At 52.0% G+C, this 14,821-nt stretch carries 21 protein-coding genes; 10 read left to right on the top strand and 11 right to left on the bottom strand.

Translation table 11 applies throughout. The features are described 5' to 3' along the window. Nucleotides 1–28: 28 nt before the first annotated feature. A complete protein-coding gene (locus Q9R34_RS19275) occupies nucleotides 29–1,099 on the bottom strand; it encodes a hypothetical protein (RefSeq protein ID WP_485895812.1) in 1,071 nt (356 codons plus the stop codon). Nucleotides 1,100–1,697: 598 nt separating this feature from the next. Between Q9R34_RS19275 and Q9R34_RS19270 the strand changes: the two genes are divergently transcribed. The 6 genes from Q9R34_RS19270 to Q9R34_RS19245 all read left to right on the top strand — a co-directional run bounded on the left by Q9R34_RS19270 (nucleotide 1,698) and on the right by Q9R34_RS19245 (nucleotide 5,660). Next, entirely contained in the window at nucleotides 1,698–2,729 is a 1,032-nt protein-coding gene (locus Q9R34_RS19270) for a tyrosine-type recombinase/integrase (protein ID WP_485895810.1), read from the top strand. 94 nt (nucleotides 2,730–2,823) lie between these two features. Beyond that, nucleotides 2,824–3,156 carry a hypothetical protein gene (locus Q9R34_RS19265; RefSeq protein WP_485895808.1) on the top strand — a complete coding sequence of 111 codons (333 nt, stop codon included), beginning with the start codon at nucleotides 2,824–2,826 and terminating at the stop codon, nucleotides 3,154–3,156. Next, the gene (locus Q9R34_RS19260) at nucleotides 3,156–3,614 is read left to right on the top strand and encodes a hypothetical protein (RefSeq protein WP_485895806.1); all 459 of its coding nucleotides are present in this window, start codon (nucleotides 3,156–3,158) and stop codon (nucleotides 3,612–3,614) included. The genes Q9R34_RS19265 and Q9R34_RS19260 overlap by 1 nt, the downstream gene beginning before the upstream one ends. A gap of 81 nt (nucleotides 3,615–3,695) precedes the next feature. Next, the gene (locus Q9R34_RS19255) at nucleotides 3,696–4,172 is read left to right on the top strand and encodes a hypothetical protein (protein ID WP_485895804.1); all 477 of its coding nucleotides are present in this window, start codon (nucleotides 3,696–3,698) and stop codon (nucleotides 4,170–4,172) included. A 3-nt stretch (nucleotides 4,173–4,175) separates the two neighbouring features. After that, nucleotides 4,176–4,805, top strand: a complete 630-nt coding sequence (locus Q9R34_RS19250) for a dUTP diphosphatase (protein WP_485895802.1) — start codon at nucleotides 4,176–4,178, stop codon at nucleotides 4,803–4,805. 9 nt (nucleotides 4,806–4,814) lie between these two features. Beyond that, the gene (locus Q9R34_RS19245; protein WP_485895800.1) at nucleotides 4,815–5,660 is read left to right on the top strand and encodes a hypothetical protein; all 846 of its coding nucleotides are present in this window, start codon (nucleotides 4,815–4,817) and stop codon (nucleotides 5,658–5,660) included. Here Q9R34_RS19245 and Q9R34_RS19240 read toward each other — a convergent pair. Then, nucleotides 5,657–5,878, bottom strand: a complete 222-nt coding sequence (locus tag Q9R34_RS19240; RefSeq protein WP_485895798.1) for a hypothetical protein — start codon at nucleotides 5,876–5,878, stop codon at nucleotides 5,657–5,659. The two genes, Q9R34_RS19245 and Q9R34_RS19240, sit on opposite strands and share 4 nt — an antisense overlap. Before the next feature lie 352 nt (nucleotides 5,879–6,230). Here Q9R34_RS19240 and Q9R34_RS19235 point away from each other — a divergent pair, with 352 nt between their 5' ends. Together Q9R34_RS19235 and Q9R34_RS19230 are read left to right on the top strand one after the other, a co-directional pair. Beyond that, nucleotides 6,231–6,650 (top strand): hypothetical protein, encoded by a 420-nt coding sequence (locus Q9R34_RS19235; RefSeq protein WP_485895796.1) that lies wholly within the window; start codon nucleotides 6,231–6,233, stop codon nucleotides 6,648–6,650. Next, complete coding sequence (locus tag Q9R34_RS19230) at nucleotides 6,635–7,369, top strand: hypothetical protein (protein WP_485895794.1); 735 nt, start codon at nucleotides 6,635–6,637, stop codon at nucleotides 7,367–7,369. Before Q9R34_RS19235 ends, Q9R34_RS19230 begins: the two co-directional genes overlap by 16 nt. Nucleotides 7,370–7,414: 45 nt before the next feature. On the opposite strand, the gene Q9R34_RS19225 is transcribed toward Q9R34_RS19230, so the two are convergent. From Q9R34_RS19225 to Q9R34_RS19200, 6 genes are all read right to left on the bottom strand, one after another. Then, nucleotides 7,415–8,083, bottom strand: coding sequence for a hypothetical protein (locus Q9R34_RS19225; RefSeq protein WP_485895792.1), 669 nt, complete (start codon nucleotides 8,081–8,083; stop codon nucleotides 7,415–7,417). A 268-nt stretch (nucleotides 8,084–8,351) separates the two neighbouring features. Further along, complete coding sequence (locus Q9R34_RS19220) at nucleotides 8,352–8,777, bottom strand: hypothetical protein (protein ID WP_485895790.1); 426 nt, start codon at nucleotides 8,775–8,777, stop codon at nucleotides 8,352–8,354. Nucleotides 8,778–8,844: 67 nt separating this feature from the next. Further along, entirely contained in the window at nucleotides 8,845–9,207 is a 363-nt protein-coding gene (locus tag Q9R34_RS19215) for a hypothetical protein (protein WP_485895788.1), read from the bottom strand. Continuing rightward, entirely contained in the window at nucleotides 9,207–9,515 is a 309-nt protein-coding gene (locus tag Q9R34_RS19210) for a hypothetical protein (protein ID WP_485895786.1), read from the bottom strand. The genes Q9R34_RS19215 and Q9R34_RS19210 overlap by 1 nt, the downstream gene beginning before the upstream one ends. Beyond that, nucleotides 9,508–9,732, bottom strand: a complete 225-nt coding sequence (locus Q9R34_RS19205) for a hypothetical protein (RefSeq protein ID WP_289368059.1) — start codon at nucleotides 9,730–9,732, stop codon at nucleotides 9,508–9,510. The genes Q9R34_RS19210 and Q9R34_RS19205 overlap by 8 nt, the downstream gene beginning before the upstream one ends. Nucleotides 9,733–9,734: 2 nt before the next feature. After that, nucleotides 9,735–10,415 (bottom strand): hypothetical protein, encoded by a 681-nt coding sequence (locus tag Q9R34_RS19200; protein WP_485895784.1) that lies wholly within the window; start codon nucleotides 10,413–10,415, stop codon nucleotides 9,735–9,737. 170 nt (nucleotides 10,416–10,585) lie between these two features. On the opposite strand from Q9R34_RS19200, the gene Q9R34_RS19195 reads away from it, so the two are divergent. Both Q9R34_RS19195 and Q9R34_RS19190 read left to right on the top strand, forming a co-directional pair. Then, nucleotides 10,586–10,810 carry a hypothetical protein gene (locus Q9R34_RS19195; RefSeq protein ID WP_485895782.1) on the top strand — a complete coding sequence of 75 codons (225 nt, stop codon included), beginning with the start codon at nucleotides 10,586–10,588 and terminating at the stop codon, nucleotides 10,808–10,810. Between the two features lie 70 nt (nucleotides 10,811–10,880). Next, nucleotides 10,881–11,438, top strand: coding sequence for a helix-turn-helix transcriptional regulator (locus Q9R34_RS19190; protein WP_485895780.1), 558 nt, complete (start codon nucleotides 10,881–10,883; stop codon nucleotides 11,436–11,438). Between the two features lie 19 nt (nucleotides 11,439–11,457). Here the strand turns inward: Q9R34_RS19190 and Q9R34_RS19185 are convergent, their stop codons facing one another. The 3 genes from Q9R34_RS19185 to Q9R34_RS19175 all read right to left on the bottom strand — a co-directional run bounded on the left by Q9R34_RS19185 (nucleotide 11,458) and on the right by Q9R34_RS19175 (nucleotide 14,499). Then, complete coding sequence (locus tag Q9R34_RS19185; RefSeq protein WP_485895778.1) at nucleotides 11,458–12,282, bottom strand: hypothetical protein; 825 nt, start codon at nucleotides 12,280–12,282, stop codon at nucleotides 11,458–11,460. A 5-nt stretch (nucleotides 12,283–12,287) separates the two neighbouring features. Next, the gene (locus tag Q9R34_RS19180) at nucleotides 12,288–12,905 is read right to left on the bottom strand and encodes a hypothetical protein (RefSeq protein ID WP_485895776.1); all 618 of its coding nucleotides are present in this window, start codon (nucleotides 12,903–12,905) and stop codon (nucleotides 12,288–12,290) included. An 874-nt stretch (nucleotides 12,906–13,779) separates the two neighbouring features. After that, on the bottom strand, nucleotides 13,780–14,499 hold the full coding sequence (locus Q9R34_RS19175; protein WP_485895774.1) for a hypothetical protein: 720 nt from the start codon (nucleotides 14,497–14,499) through the stop codon (nucleotides 13,780–13,782). Nucleotides 14,500–14,821 lie beyond the last annotated feature (322 nt).

The following is a 14,821-nucleotide window of genomic DNA, read 5'->3' as shown; positions in this document are numbered from 1 at the left end:
AAGAAAAGGGCGCTTGCGCGCCCTTCTGTCAGATTTCTTTATTCAGGTCTTTGGTGCGGTTCACCACCTGCTTCATCGTCTTGCCGATGCGGTGCTCAACGTCGTTGCCGTAGCGCTCGCGCAGCTGTGGCATGGTCAGAAACTCCGCGTCGTCAGCCGCCAGCTTGAGCTTCAGCAGTTCACGATCCATTTCGTTGAGCTCTTCCATCGCCGCGCGCCCTTCTTCTATCTTCTTCACGGCCGCTGCTGCCTGCTCCTGGGTGCGTGCGCGCTCCATACGGGCGGTGCAGCGCTTGTTGAAGAGGCGTTTGCGCTGGGAAATGGCGTTCTCAATAAACGACCCCTGTTTGATGTGGGCCTTCGCGCGATCCACATCCTCCAGCAGATAGATGTTGGCCGATGGCAGAACGGCGCACGGGATAGGCTTAATCAGATCAAACGGCGAGTTGTAGGATTGCGTCATGTTCGTGTTCGCCACGATATCCCGGTTGCGGTCCATGCGCTCGCTGTAGATGAAGAGGCCGTGTGAGCCATAGCGGAAGTTTTCAAGGTTCCGTTCATCGTCTGCACTGTCAAAGCGTGCCGTCACCTGCGTATCGAAGTAGTTGCTGATGCGCGAACGGTACAGCGTGCCTTCCGGCTGCTGCTCAAAGGCTTTCATTTCCTCTTTCAGCGACAGGATAGCGCCGGCAGCGAACGGCAGCTTTTCCAGCTTCTTCAGCTGCTGCGTGTAGCGCTTGAGGATGTTTTCACGAGTAAGTTTGCCTGATGACGTGCACGGAAAGCGGCTGATGGTGACTTTGCTCGGTCCCGCGATGATGGACGGTACCGGCGAGTAAACATAGGTGCTGATCGCCAGTGCGCTTTCAGCGCGCTTCTCTTCGGCCAGATCGGCGAAGCGCTGCCATTCTTTTACCAAGTGCTCAGCACGGACAAAGGTCTTTTTATCGTTAGTAAAAGCCACCGGGCGGCTCGGATCGCCGTTAGCATTCAGTTCAGAGTAAACCTGATTGGCCGTTACCAGTTCCAGCCACTCGCGCTGTACCTGCAGAAAATCTTTGTAGCGCTTCTCAAATTCAAGGTCGCTGAAGTTAGGCATAATTGTTATTCCAAAAAATATTTATGAGCTGTGCAGTCTCTCTGGACTTAATGAGCGCGAATATAGACATAAAAAGTAACCGTGTAAAACGGGAACTCCTTAGAATGTGCCATATTAAGAATAGTCCGTATTCAAGCCCTGTATATATATTCAATTTCCCGGCGGTATATTCAAACGGCTGCTAAACAGCGAATCCGGCATCAGGTGCCCTTAAAAGTTACATTGCTAACAGTAAACCATAGCAACTAATGTGACTGCCAAATGATCATATATTAAGGGGTGCAAACGATCACCATGAAAAAAGCCCCGGAATCTAAAATTTTCATGTTTTTTACGCTCAGCATTCAGGCCTGGCTGTTTTTTTGCCAAAAAAACCAAACTTTAAATAATAAGCCTTATATAAAGTTTCCTCATACTCATGTATGCTTGATCAGTAGTTGGGTGATCAAATGATCAGATGGTGCCGGCCGCGCCAAATCGTTTAGTTTTTGATCGAGTTTGCGACAGGCGTCGCTACGCAAAATCTGACGTATCACACCCCTGCTTTTTCTCTAACTTTCGCGTAGCGTCGCCTCGCTATTTTTGAAGGAATATATGTATGAACCACGTTGCGGAAATAAAACTCAATGACCTGCCTGGCGAATTAAATGAATTAACTGCCGAGGACGTTGCGAATAATCTTAGAAAATTTATCGCGGATAAGGCCGCTTATTCCGAGAACACTTTCCGCGATCTGCTGGCCGTCATCCGCCGCTGGGCATTCTGGTGTAATGACCGCGGCGTGGCGTATCTGCCCATCGATCCGGAGCTGGCGCGCGAATACTTCCTTGAAATGGCGGAGAGCGGCCTGGCGTCCAGCACCATCGACAAACACTACGCCATGATGAACATGCTGTGCCGGGAAAGCGGCCTGCCGGAGCTCAGGGGAAGCGTGGACCTGAAACGCGCGCTGAAGCGCATCCGCCGTGAGGCCGTTATGCAGGGCGAGCGCACCGGCCAGGCTGTGCCGTTCCGGCTGCAGGATCTGCAGCTGCTGAGCCATGTGCTCGGACGCTCCGATAAGCTGGCCGATCAGCGCAATTTGGCGTTCCTCTATGTGGCCTACAACACCCTGTGCCGGCTGGCGGAAATCAGCCGCATCCGGGTGTGCGATCTGGAAATCAGCGAAAACGGGCACGTCATCATTAACCTGTCTCACACAAAGACCATGGTCACAGCTGCCGGCGTCGTCAAGCACCTGAGCCGCGCCGCTGCGGGCCAGCTGCTGCACTGGCTGGCGATTTCCGGGCTGAGCGACCATCCGGAGGCCGTCGTTTTCGGCCCGGTGCGCCACAACAACACCGCCGGCGTGTCTGAAAAGCCCATGTCAGCACCGGCGACCGAGAAGATTTTCAAGGATGCATGGGATCTGCTGGGCAAAGACCCGGTACCGGATAACAAAGGCCGCTATACCAAATGGTCCGGGCACAGCGCGCGCGTGGGCGCGGCGATGGATATGGCGGAGCGTGACGCGACCATGACGCAAATCATGCAGGAAGGCACCTGGCGCGACCCGAAAACCGTAATGCGTTACCTGCGCCGCTCGGAAAGCCAGAAAGGCCGCATGTCGGGCATACTGGACGGAGAGTGAGTTAAAAACAGAATTGGTAATTCTAAACAATTAACCGTTGTAAGCACGTACATTTTACCCCACAATTCAGGCCGTCCCGCTACCGCGATTACCGATGGCCAGAAAACAGATCCTGCTGCACCGAACGTTCCAGATTGACGCCCACCAGCTGAGCTTCACCGCCATTGAGCGCGGCGGAGCTGTGCTGGTGGAATTTGGTGTAAGCACCCTGTCTGAAGCAGCCCCGCTGCTCACCCTCGATAAGACCTACCGCGACCGACACAGCGCCTGCTACTACGTGGAAAACATCACTGACAGAGCTGCAAATAAACTACTGGAGTATTACAGAAAGGAATTTGCCGCTTTCGTCGGGCTGGTGGACGACGCATTCAGTCAGCAGGAGAAACCTACCTTCAGCAGCCGCCAGCGGCTATTTGCGGGGCACTGATGGCCGTTACCGGCAACCTTGTAAACTTCTTCGTCGCGGTGGCTATGGCCCACGACGTCACAAACCCTATCGGCACCTACTCCAATGGCTCCTACGTGGACTCCTGCACCGGCATGTACTGGGGCGAGGAGATTTTCCGGCATCCCAAAACCCTCGTGACGCTTTCCCGTTACGGCGTGATTGAGTGCCTGAACGACCCGGACCGCGGCGAGGTGATCTGTTTTGAGGATCGCCATGAAGTGCTGAGCGAGTTTGCGCGCGGCTACCACGACGCGGAGAACGGCGTTTGCACGGAAGAAGGTGCCATTGATACCGGCGTGCCGCATGCCTATCTGTCCGGGGCGCAGTTTTGCCGCCGGCGCAGCAAGCTGGGCGGTATGGCGTTCCGTCTGGATCAGGGGCGCGTGTGTCACGGCGTGGCGTGTGAGGATACGGGCGAGAAATGGGCACAGGACTAAAGAAAAAGGGAGCCATTGCTGGCTCCCTCATTCAGTTCGACTTGGCTTATGAAATAAACCACTGGCGAGGATAACAGAACTTTGAGCTGGCTTTTACCAAAATTACGCATTTTTCGTGCGAAGCATCCGGAGACCGCCTCCGCAATCTTGCATGTACTGGCTGAAAAGCCTGGGCTGCTGCGCCGGGGCATTACCGCCGCATTACCGGCAGAAACCACCTGTTACGCCATCCGCGAGTCGCTGGCAGACCTGATGCGTATCGATCTGGTCAGCCTGTCACCGCGCGGCGAGTACAGCCTGGCGAAGTCTGCTAAAGCCGTGGCAGACCTGGTGCCGGTCAGAATGTCGAAGGTGGAGCACTACATCCTCACCCTGATCGACAAAAAGGCCATCATCAGCGCCTCTGACGTGTTCAACGAGTATGGCGTTATCCGGGCGCAGTTCCTGAAGCCGGTGCGCCGCCTCATTCAGCGCGGGCTGGTGGAATCGTACGACGTTCCCCTTGCCCCGAACTCCACCAGTTACCGTCGTCACTACACCTTTAAAAAGCCGGAGTAAGCTATGCCAGAAGTAAAGATTAAGCGCCTGACCCCTGACGCTGTAATGCCGTTCCGGGGATCGGATGGCGCGGCCGCGTGGGATATCACCGCGCTGGACGTGAAACTGAGCGTTGTGCAGACGCAGGGCGGCATCCGCCAGCCGCGCGCCTGGTGGGTAACTACCGGGCTGGCTGTGGAGATCCCCACCGGTTACTGCATGAAGATTTACGCGCGTTCCGGACTGGGTACGGCTAACTTCTTTCGCCCGTCCAACTGTGTGGCCATCATCGACAGCGACTACCGCGGCGAGATCAAACTGCGCATGATTGCCGATGAAGGTGGCCAGTTCATTGAGCCAAAAGCCGGCATGGTCATTGCGCAGGCGATGATTGAGAAGGTAGAGACTGTCACCTGGACTGAAGTTGATGAATTGTCCGTGACTGATCGCGGCGATAACGGCTTTGGCTCCACCACCGCCACACAGAGCGATCCGACGCCAGATGCAGACCATACGGCCAGCACCGCTGTAGCAGCTGACACGGACGCCGCTGCGGCCGCCAGCAAGACTGCAGCAGCTGAGCCGGCAGAGGAAGCGCCAGCCACCACCACAAGCACCACCACTACCACCAGCAAGAAAACCACCAGCAAATAAGGCCGCTCCATGACCAAATATTTCATCACTCCCAAAACCAGCATTGAGCTGAGCGAGAAAAACGAAATCCAGCCGGGCGACATTGAGATCGCGCTGATGGCCATCCTGGGCTATGAGCCGTCAGAGGTTGAAGGCGTTACGGTGTGGGTGAGCGGCAATGAGCGTTATTGGCTTGTGCAGCAGCAACAGCTGCCAGCTGAGGAAGCGGCGCGCAACGAGGCGATCACGGCTATCAACCAGAAAACCGGCGCCAGCCCCCTCGCCCCGACACTCGATCCTTCATTCGCACAGCTGCTGATGCGCCAGTTGCCAATGAACATCACCGGTGAGGCGTTTGTGGCAGGTTCCCTTGCGGGAATGTGGCGCGTGGAGCGTATTGGCCAGTATGCGCCGTATAACGTCCGGGTAAACGGCATCCTGGCCGGTAAAAACCAGCCCATGAGCTACACCAGCGCGTCTCTGCCGCTTTCCGTCGCCATGCTCTTCCTGCAGGCAATGGGTGTTGGCCAGCGTGCCTATGTCATTATCCCGGAAAGCCCGGACGCTGAGCCGCAGCTGGTCTACATGACGGCAGAAAACGAGGATGGCTTGCAGAAATTACTGCCTGCTGCTTCGCTGTACCGTATGGAAAGCCTGGATAAATACGCGGTGGTCGGGCTGGAAGCCGATATGGTTAAAGACGCTATCGAGAAGGCACAGCTGCTGCGCACCATTAAGCTTGCAGAGCTGGCCACCGCCCCACAGCCGGAGCCGGCGCTGGTGGCCGCAGCGTCAGAGGCTGAACCGGCAGCGGCGGAAGAAGCGGCGGTAAGCGCTGCTGAGCCAGTGGCGCAGGCGGCACCGGAGCACGCTTAAAAAAAAGATTGCGTAATTCTAAATAAAAATCCATTGTACGCGGCAGCATTCAACCCATGCTGATTCAGCCTCAAAGCCCCGTAAAGGGGCTTTTTTATTGCCGATACCGCACTTTCTAAACGATTCATCGTTGCACTTCTGATTGCAGTGAATGCCCCTATGCTCCCCTCCACCAGCGGATATACCTTTGCTGGCGCGGCGGCAATGCATTCAGCCATCACCTACCCTACGTTCACTATAGTCAGTTAGCCGGAGGCCTTTGTGCTTGATTTTTAATGATATGGGGTTTGGTTGGTGCTGGCTCTTCTTGCTTCGGAGGGGATGAAATAACTGGAAAAACCAAGAGGAATAACTGAGCAAAATTACATCATTTCTGCCGCGTTTTTCAGTACCCAGATATTGCCATTTTCCTTGTGTTTAAAAGGAATTTGCCACTTTTTGACATTGCATAATACCGTTCTATTAAGTAGATTTAGTAGACAGTTGACGATGTCGTCAACCGACTTGAAAAGCTCGCCCATAAGTGAGCATTTGCCAGGTGACACACAGTGTCCGGGCTAAGGTGGGAAAATGTTACATAGCGAAGCCAAAACTAAGAGCGAACGTTCTATTCATTCGATTATGGATAATACCAGCGTAATCGATACGATTGAGCCACGCTCACTGTTTCCTGAAGCCGTAGAAGTGCGCAGGATGCTTAGCCGTACCCACAAAGAATCGCAGCACTTCATCGTAACGCTGATTAGCGATGTTCAGCGCGCGCTGGACACCCAGGTAGTTAAGCCGCTCGCCGAACTGGCGATTCGCGGTGACAAACTGCGCTTTACGGTGAAGCCAACTAAGCAATATCCGAACCTGTGCGTGACGGAAGAAATCATTCATCAAATCGAGAAGTCTGTCGCTTCTTTCATGAAGGACAAATTCTCTGCACAAATTCTCATTAGCGATTACAAGACACAGGGTAGCAGAAAGGAATGGCACCAACTGTAATCAGCGGAAGTTACGCTAAGGACTTATCGAAATCCCCGTCTCTTTCAGGCGGGTTTTTTCATTCTAGAACTCATGAGTTTATCGTCCCTGACGATACGATAATCTACCGCATCGTTGAAACCACGTATGACAAAGCAGATTATCATCATGTTGCAGAGGTCTATGAACTGGCCTTTCACTCTCCAGATTTCATAGAAGATCAGATTGATACGTTGCGCGATGATGGCGCAAGTGACGACGAAGTAGTCAAAGAAATTATGGCGCTTGGCATGGAGGATGATCAGAATTCCGTCATAGTCGCCCGGTTTGCTTATGACAACTTTGATTTTCTGGACCAAAACCAACGACCAGCTTCCGGCAAACAGATCCGCGGTGCTTTCGTGGACCCTCAAAAAGCAGGTGCTGGTTTAGCTGGGCAGATCTATCGCCAATTCGTTCTGATTTATGGGCATCTGGTCTGTGATAATACTCAAACCGAGTATGGCGCTGCTTTGTGGGCTGGCACAATACGGGATGTGGTGGGCAGAGTAGACATTTATGACACTGGTGCACAAAAGTATATTGAGGAACTGGACGACCTCGCTACTGGCGCAAAAGGCTTTATTCCGTGGGATCTCAGTACAGCGACATATCCACACGTCTTTCAGATGTCGCGATGGAAGAACTACCCTTTCCAGATTAAGAGTTGTCGGCACATAGTCCTGATTGTCTCACGTTAAAACCCGCTTCAGCGGGTTTTTGCTTTGGTGCAGGCTGGTGGCGGCTTATGCCGTATAGCTTCGCAGGTGGTGGATAATCAGCAGAGCGCGGACATACTGCTTATCCCATTCCAGATAATCGTCAACGGGAACAACTTCAGGCAGCGGGAAACGTTTACTTTTCCACTTCTGATTAAGGCTGACCACGTCTGCCAGTGATGGCGCTACGCCGCGAATCTCGTCTACTGCCTTTTTAGCCAGGTCCAGTGCGTCTTGACCTGCACTGCGTAGCGTCTCGTCTGGTATGGCGTTAACCAGCTCCTGCCAGCGCATCTTTTGCAGCGAGGCCTCTAATTCGTACCCTTCCCAGTTCCAGTAGTAGCCCTCCTGTACTGGACTGATATTGCTGTGCAGCAGCATGTAACGTTCCCATAGCTCAGGTGACACGGGCGATTCGGCATCAATGGCCATAAGCGGATCACGGGTGGGCGTAACAAACGTGTATGCCCGCCCTTTATCCAACAAACTTACCGTTACCTGGTGGGCAGAAATGACTGCAGTAGCGAAAATGGTTTCGGGCTCTTTATCGACAAATTCAAACTGGCGGATTTCAGGGTAATCACAAGCTTTGCGGGTTTCTGTATAGGTGTCCGTTAGTTCCGGCTTCAGTCTTTCTAAGAGGAGATCGAAGTGGCGGGAGCGGCGGTTTTTGTTGTCTTTCATGGTGATCAACATGGCTGGTGGATAATCCGGGCACTTTACCTGGCATGCGGCCGCAAATCTACAACTTTATGATTTTACTATGTTTTTGCAAAGCTAGCTTTGCAAAGGCTGATAAGTTAACTGTGCACGGCCAGCTCTCTACAGCTTATGCGGTGCTTACCCTCTACAGCTTATGCTGCCGCCGACCACCGTAAAAAACCCGCTGCGGGAGCGGGTTGAGTGTTAAAGCCTTACTGGTGGCCAACCGCGTATTTTGCACTGCAGCCGGTTGTACCTGCGTTTACCGAATGAAATTATCTCCGCATTTGCTGCAGTACCATTGACGATCGTAACTTTCCAACGCGCGCCGGCGGTTGTGCCGGTTAAGCCAGGCTGCCAGCCCGGCCGCAAGCGCCGCCAGTACCGCCCCGGCCACCAGCGACGACTGCAGCGTGGTTCCATCCAGGCAGAGTGCCAGCCAGGTGAACACGACAAACGCGCCAGCAAACACCAGCCCTTCCAACTTCCGTCCAGCTGGAGCATTGCGCGACGCGGCGACGGACTGCCGGGTGGATTTCCCCTGCCGCCGGCTGCCGCCCGATCCGCGATTGGACAGCCAACCGGTGTAACTCACGCTCCGGGTGTTCGATGTTCCCTGCTCATACACCGCCCTGCTTTTCTTCACGCTGCCTGATCCGCAGTGCGGGCGCTTAATCCTGATTTCCATGTTCTGCCGTTCTGTTTTCCAAAAAATCGATGCTCAGCCACCAGCACACCAGCTGGAGCTGGTGGCACTACCGCCATTTTGGCAGGCCAAGCTGATCAAACTCAATGTACAGCGGCATGCCGGTAGTGTGACGGTGGCCCTTCAGCGACTCCCGGCGTTCCGGGATTTCGTCATACTCAGTCGCCGTCTTGTAAAGGTGTACGGCTTCCGCCGGATCTTCAAAGCACCAGCGGTAACAGTAGGCGTCAGTGGGCGAAATGCCCATGCAGACGCTTAACGTGTAAAGCAGCTTCATCAGACCACACCAGCTGCCATCCTCCAGCTTGCGGGCATGAATGATGCCGTATTTTGTGGTGAGGTAGTCGTGTACCTCTTCCTCCGGCCAGTCGTCGAAAGAGCACCAGCCGTATTTTCTCAGCCGTTCGTCCATCAGTATTCCGGCGACGGTTTGGAGCTGGTGGCCAGCGCGGGTGTTTTTGCCGGCTGGCGCATGATGTAAACGGGAAACTCGATGCTGGCGGCCTTATCATGAAAAAGGGCCATTGTGCATGCCTCAGCGCCACCAGCAGCCGCGATCTCAATATTCCCTACTGGATGCCCGTAAATATTGCTGTAGCGTTCTGCGAGCGCCTGAGCGACGCTGTAGAAAGCCGGGTCTAAATCCATACTGCCATCAGGCTGGCGCGCCAACTTGAAGCCGTGCGCCAGATACAGCGCCCTGATTTCGTCTTTAATCACTGGTGTTCTTATCCTGTGGGGTGGCGTCACCCGCTGACTGGCATACTGCGTTGAGGTGATGCTGAATCCACTCTGACAGCTTCATGCCCTCCCGCTGCGCCTGGTTGACGTAGCGGTTTTTTGTCTCTGGTGTGACGCGCATCTGTATCTGAGCCGACGCAGGGACGGCTCCTTTTACTGAGTTTAAAGCCCGTGGGTCGCGTGCTTTATCGGTCATGATTAGCCTCGGTGATTAGCTCCTTCTGCCGGAGCGTATTTTGGGTAAACGTCATTGAAAATTTGAGCGCCGAATCCCAGCGCACAATCCATTTCCTGTGCGGCTTCCAGCGTGTCCAGCGGGCGGCCGTCGCATTCAAAGAGCGAAAATTCGTATGGCAGGGTAAAGCGTGCCGCCGTAATGCTTACCATTGCAGGCAGGCCAGCCCGTTCCGCCTCTTCCCCCATTTCCATCAGCCACTCAAAGGCAATCTGAAATTCGCCTTCGGTATCCGTTATGGTGGCCATGCCTGTCACCTGGCCGCCTGCATGGCCAGTAACGGTGATCTGCTGTGCATCCCACCAGTCCAGCTCAAACATATTGCTCAGCACCATCTTGTGCGCTGGTGCAGCGCCGGGACGCCAGCCAGACAGCAGGATGAAATTAAGATGATCCAGCGTGCTCTGATTCACTTCTTCAAAGGTGCATTCGTCACCGGTATACCCAAAGCACAGGCGGTTTTTGAGCCATACCACGGCCGCCAGGTCTGTGCAGCTGGTGGCGACCAGATCAAAGTTAGTCTGGATATCCGCGTACGCTTCGTTTTCAACAAAGTCAGGCTTCTGGCTCTGTGCAATAAGGGCGGTCAGGGTGTATGCCATGTGCTGAATAGCGGCAGTAGAAGTCATAGCAGAGATTGTCATGGGGGTATTCCTTTAGTGCCTGGAGCCGCCAGGGCGGTGGCGCTACGTCAGTGCCATGAGCTGCAATATACGGAGAAAGATTTTGCTTGTCAATACAAGCAAACTAACCTATCATTGCCTCCGTTGACGAACGTCAACACAGATAATAGAATTGATGTTGTCGGAGGCGAATGAAGAAACACCCGAATAAGCATATTCAAGCAGCCATTGCGTATGCGATATCGAAAGGCTGGGTTTGGGTTCCACCAGGCGATTCTGCTCACTGCTTTTGCAAGTTGCGCTGCGGGAATCCAGAAGATGAACACCGGGATCATCGAATGAGTGTGTGGTCTACTCCAAAAAGTCCGGAGACACACGCAAAGCAAATCAGGCGCATGGCAGACCGTTGTCCCTGATTTAGCACGGTAAGAGGCGGCAATAGCCGCCTCTTACCGGTTAACACACAGTGAAAACAGAAGAGGTAACATGGCGCTTTATAACTTCACTCTGACTCTCTCAGGCGTAACGTATGAGACCGAAGGACTGGAAGATGCGCTGTACGAAAGCGGCTGTGACGATGCGCTGATCTGCGCATACGGCAAATCCGTTTACCTGGAATTTGACCGCGAGGCCGAATCCCTGGACGCCGCTATCGCATCAGCGGTAGACGACATTGAATCTGCCGGCATTGGCGCTATCGTTGAATCAGTGGATTCCGCGCTGGTGGGCCTGAGCGACATTGCCGAAATCACCAGCATGTCACGCCAGGCTATCGCCATGCTGAAAGACGGCACGCGCGGCAGCGGCGACTTTCCTTGCCCTGTACAGCGCATCAAAGGACAGTCGCCCCTATGGGACTGGGCTAAAGTGGCTGAATGGCTGGCGGAGAATGGCCGGCTGGAGGCGGGCAGCGAGCTGGCGGCCAACGCCCGCGTTCTGAATAAATGGAATATGGCGCTGCGGGCCAGCGCATCAAAAGACTTTGCAGAGGTGGAGACGATCGCCACCAGGCTGATTGAGCGTCGCCGCGCTGAGCATAATTAAAAGATCAGGAGAGACGAAATCATTCATTTGAGTAAAGACTCTCCCACCATTTATTTAAAATCGAATGAGTCATATGGAAGAATACATTGAGATTTATAGGGGCTTCCTTATGAGACCACGAGGCTCCCATGGTTGATTTTAATGGGATAAACTTAGATGTTGATAGGTATACTGCTTGTTCCGCCAAGCCAAAAAAGTTGTCCGGTGGAGCGCACATAGGTTGCGGAAAAGGCTTTCCAGCATGGAGCGCTAAAGATCTCAATTTATATACAATTTTAAATATCCTTAATAAATTTTCTTCTGTCCATTCTATAGCTCCGCTCTCCGGCCTTATAGACGGGGCATCAGGAAGGAAATTTATGCAAAAGTCACAGAATTTCTTAGCTGCCCCAAAGGTTCCGGCAAATTCTTTAGCAATATCCTCAACTAAACCGTCAACATTATGACTTAATAATCTATCATACAATTTCGGCTTAGATGCCCTGAATCTTTCAAGTTTATCACCCTTATTAGAGTCCCAACTGCCAGCAGCCACCTCTAGCGCTGAAATCATTAATAACCAAGATAAACTTGGTGAAGACTCGCAAATCCAAAGGATATTCTGGAAATTTCTAGCCGACTTAATTAATGAGTTAAAATTTTCTTCCGAAAGTTTGTGTATATTGTTTAATAATTTTAGCTGTGAAATTTCAACATATTTTTTTGCTGAGGGGACTACTAAGGAGCCCTTTGGCATTAGAAGAGGTGGAGGGTTTTGCTCTGCTCTTGGACTACCATACTCAGATGTATGATTACTATATTCTCTGACTTTTGAGCCTGCGTGTGCTCTAACGCCTAATTTCAAGCTAACTAAAGCTGCGATTTCATCACTAAGCCAACCGCCATGCCCGACGTCGTTTCGTTAAGAACGCTGTCGTACCCTTTCACTGCATCACCGCCTAACTGTTCGGCGGTCTTTCTGAAACCCTCGGGGTTGCCGTTATAAATGCCACCTGCGGCCAGAAGCCTTCCAGCAGCTTTACTGTTGATGGCTTTCCCGACTTCCGGCTGCGGTTGGGGCTGCGGTGCACGATAAGTGCTTCTGACGCCTATGGGCCGGACAAGCTGGCGGCGCATAACATATTCAAGACGCGAGCGCAGCATAATGGGCAAGGTGCCGATAAGGCTACCGTCTGAGTTTATGACCTTGTGAGGGTCCGTGACGTGACCGCGCCTTAGTATGACGATATTGCCGCATTCTACTTCTCTCAGCGCGTCTTTGTAGGCCATGTGTGGCTGTTGAAAATGCATGCTGAGGTAGCGCCTGACAAGCTGTGAGTATCCCATCGGCAAATCCCATTCATGAACGGTACGGGCGGGTATTACCGTATCTGAAAGATATCTGTAGGCGTAGTCTGGCGGAACAATTTTGGGGATATCGTCGAGGTAGACATCATCCCGAAGTCTGGCCTGGTAGTTATTTAGCATAGGCTCCCTTTACGCTTTATCAGTGGCACTAAAATTATATCCTGCCAGCGCACACTTTCAACGCGCCTATTCACTGTAAAGGGATCGGGGCAACGGCTATTTTGCTTTTAAGGGAATGGTTCAACCAAATGGGCAATTTACACGCTCAACCAACCTATAGTGGCTTTTTAACAAGCTCCTTAACAGTTTAAATTTCTGCGGCCTCTGTGAATGGCGGCTGTGCTATCATGCGATGGCAAGCTGATCAGCAGAAACAAAAAAACCGCCCGTAGGCGGTTTTCTTGAAATCAGGTAGTGTTCGCAGGCACTTCCCGATGCCACCAGCCCGTTCGCAGGCGGGTTAGTGGTTGCAAGTATTGCGTCAGAGCGCAAACACGAGCAGATGCTTCGCCGTCAGTATACGGCTCCATATGCTCTTATCAAGTAAGATTGAGAGTTAAATGTGCTTTTTCCCCTCGACAATGACCATGTGGATATGTAAGGCAAAACGATGAGGGGCAACTCAGTGTGTTCTGCCACGGTAATATGTCTTTTAAACATATTGACTTCTACTTGGTGGTGGTGGAATGCTGCTCACCAACGCAGGAAGGCGGGTTTCGCAGCCCTTTTGGTGCCTTGATTCCCTGTGAATGTAGTATCAACCAGACCGCAAACACCAGCAGATGCTTCACGTCAGCTGTGTGGTTAGCCAAAGCCCGGTCTCCTCTTCGAGCTATGCATATGCACAGAATATATGGTTTTACCGTTGTTTCTTTGCTAGCGGCATTGCTGCACACCTACAGCGGAGGTGAAGGTATGAACATCATTACCAACATCAACGCACCGGTGACAGTAATCCACAGCAAATGACGATAAGCCGCCTACGGGCGGCTTTTTATTTACTGAGAGATTTATCGTAATTTAAAAGCGCATCCTCAACATCTTTAAAGTAATGCCTGAATTCATGGGTGATGAAAACTAAACAACCAGCCTTAAAATTAACCTGATTAATATCTTTATCAAAATATAGAGGATTCTCTTCCATTAGGGCTATGGCTTCTTTGATTTCCTGCCCGTCATTAGTAATAAACCGAGCGTCATTGTGTGCGCACAAATTTCTAAGTTTAGTTATTTTCTTGACCATGTTCATATGCCTTGAGGTAGGCATTCCCATGAATTTTCTTGCAAACAGGTCGCAACGCTCAAACCCGCTTCCTTTGAGGTCTGAAAGGTTAACTCTAAGATTCTTTGATTTAGCAAAGCCATTGCACAGTTTTTCATAGTCATGCTCAAGCATGCCGTACAAAGTCAAAAAAGCAGAACGTCTGGTTACACTCGGATAATATGTAATGAACATATCATCTAAATCCACCTCATTGCTGTACAGGCCCATATAATAATCGATACAGTGATAATTTCCTTCATCGGGATCACCAGTTTCTTCGTATCCTAAAGTTTCCGGACCTGATTCTTTATACGAATCAACTGCTTTTTCTATTGATAATTCAATTTGGTAATTGAAAGTCCTAAGAATATCGAATGTAAGGTTTATATCATAATGACTAAATTGTGGTGGAAGCGCTTTTAAACCACGCGCTTTAATATTTTCGTTCATTTTTCATCCTTGTTATTGTGGTCTCGCCCATTCTACACAAGCTTTTAGAGAGCTCGCATTAGAGGATTCAGGCAGCTTTTCAGGACTACTGGCTTTCAATATCCCGCCAGCACCCATCTGCTCACTCACCATGAAGAGCGCGCGCAACGTTAGTCTATGCATGGCGCGCGCCACCAGCTCGGATAAAACGTTCGTCTATTCATGGCAGACAGGCCGGAAACGTGCATTTTTCGTGTTATCAGGGGCGCTGCAGGCATGCCTGCCATGAAACCACTAACGTTCACCATGAATAGACTAACGTCTGTCCTCAATCCCGGCCCGC

The organism is Enterobacter sp. BRE11 (assembly GCF_031844285.1).
Classification (GTDB): domain Bacteria; phylum Pseudomonadota; class Gammaproteobacteria; order Enterobacterales; family Enterobacteriaceae; genus Pantoea.
The sequence above is the reverse complement of the archived record's forward strand: the minus strand, read 5'-3'. Positions and strand labels throughout refer to the sequence as shown.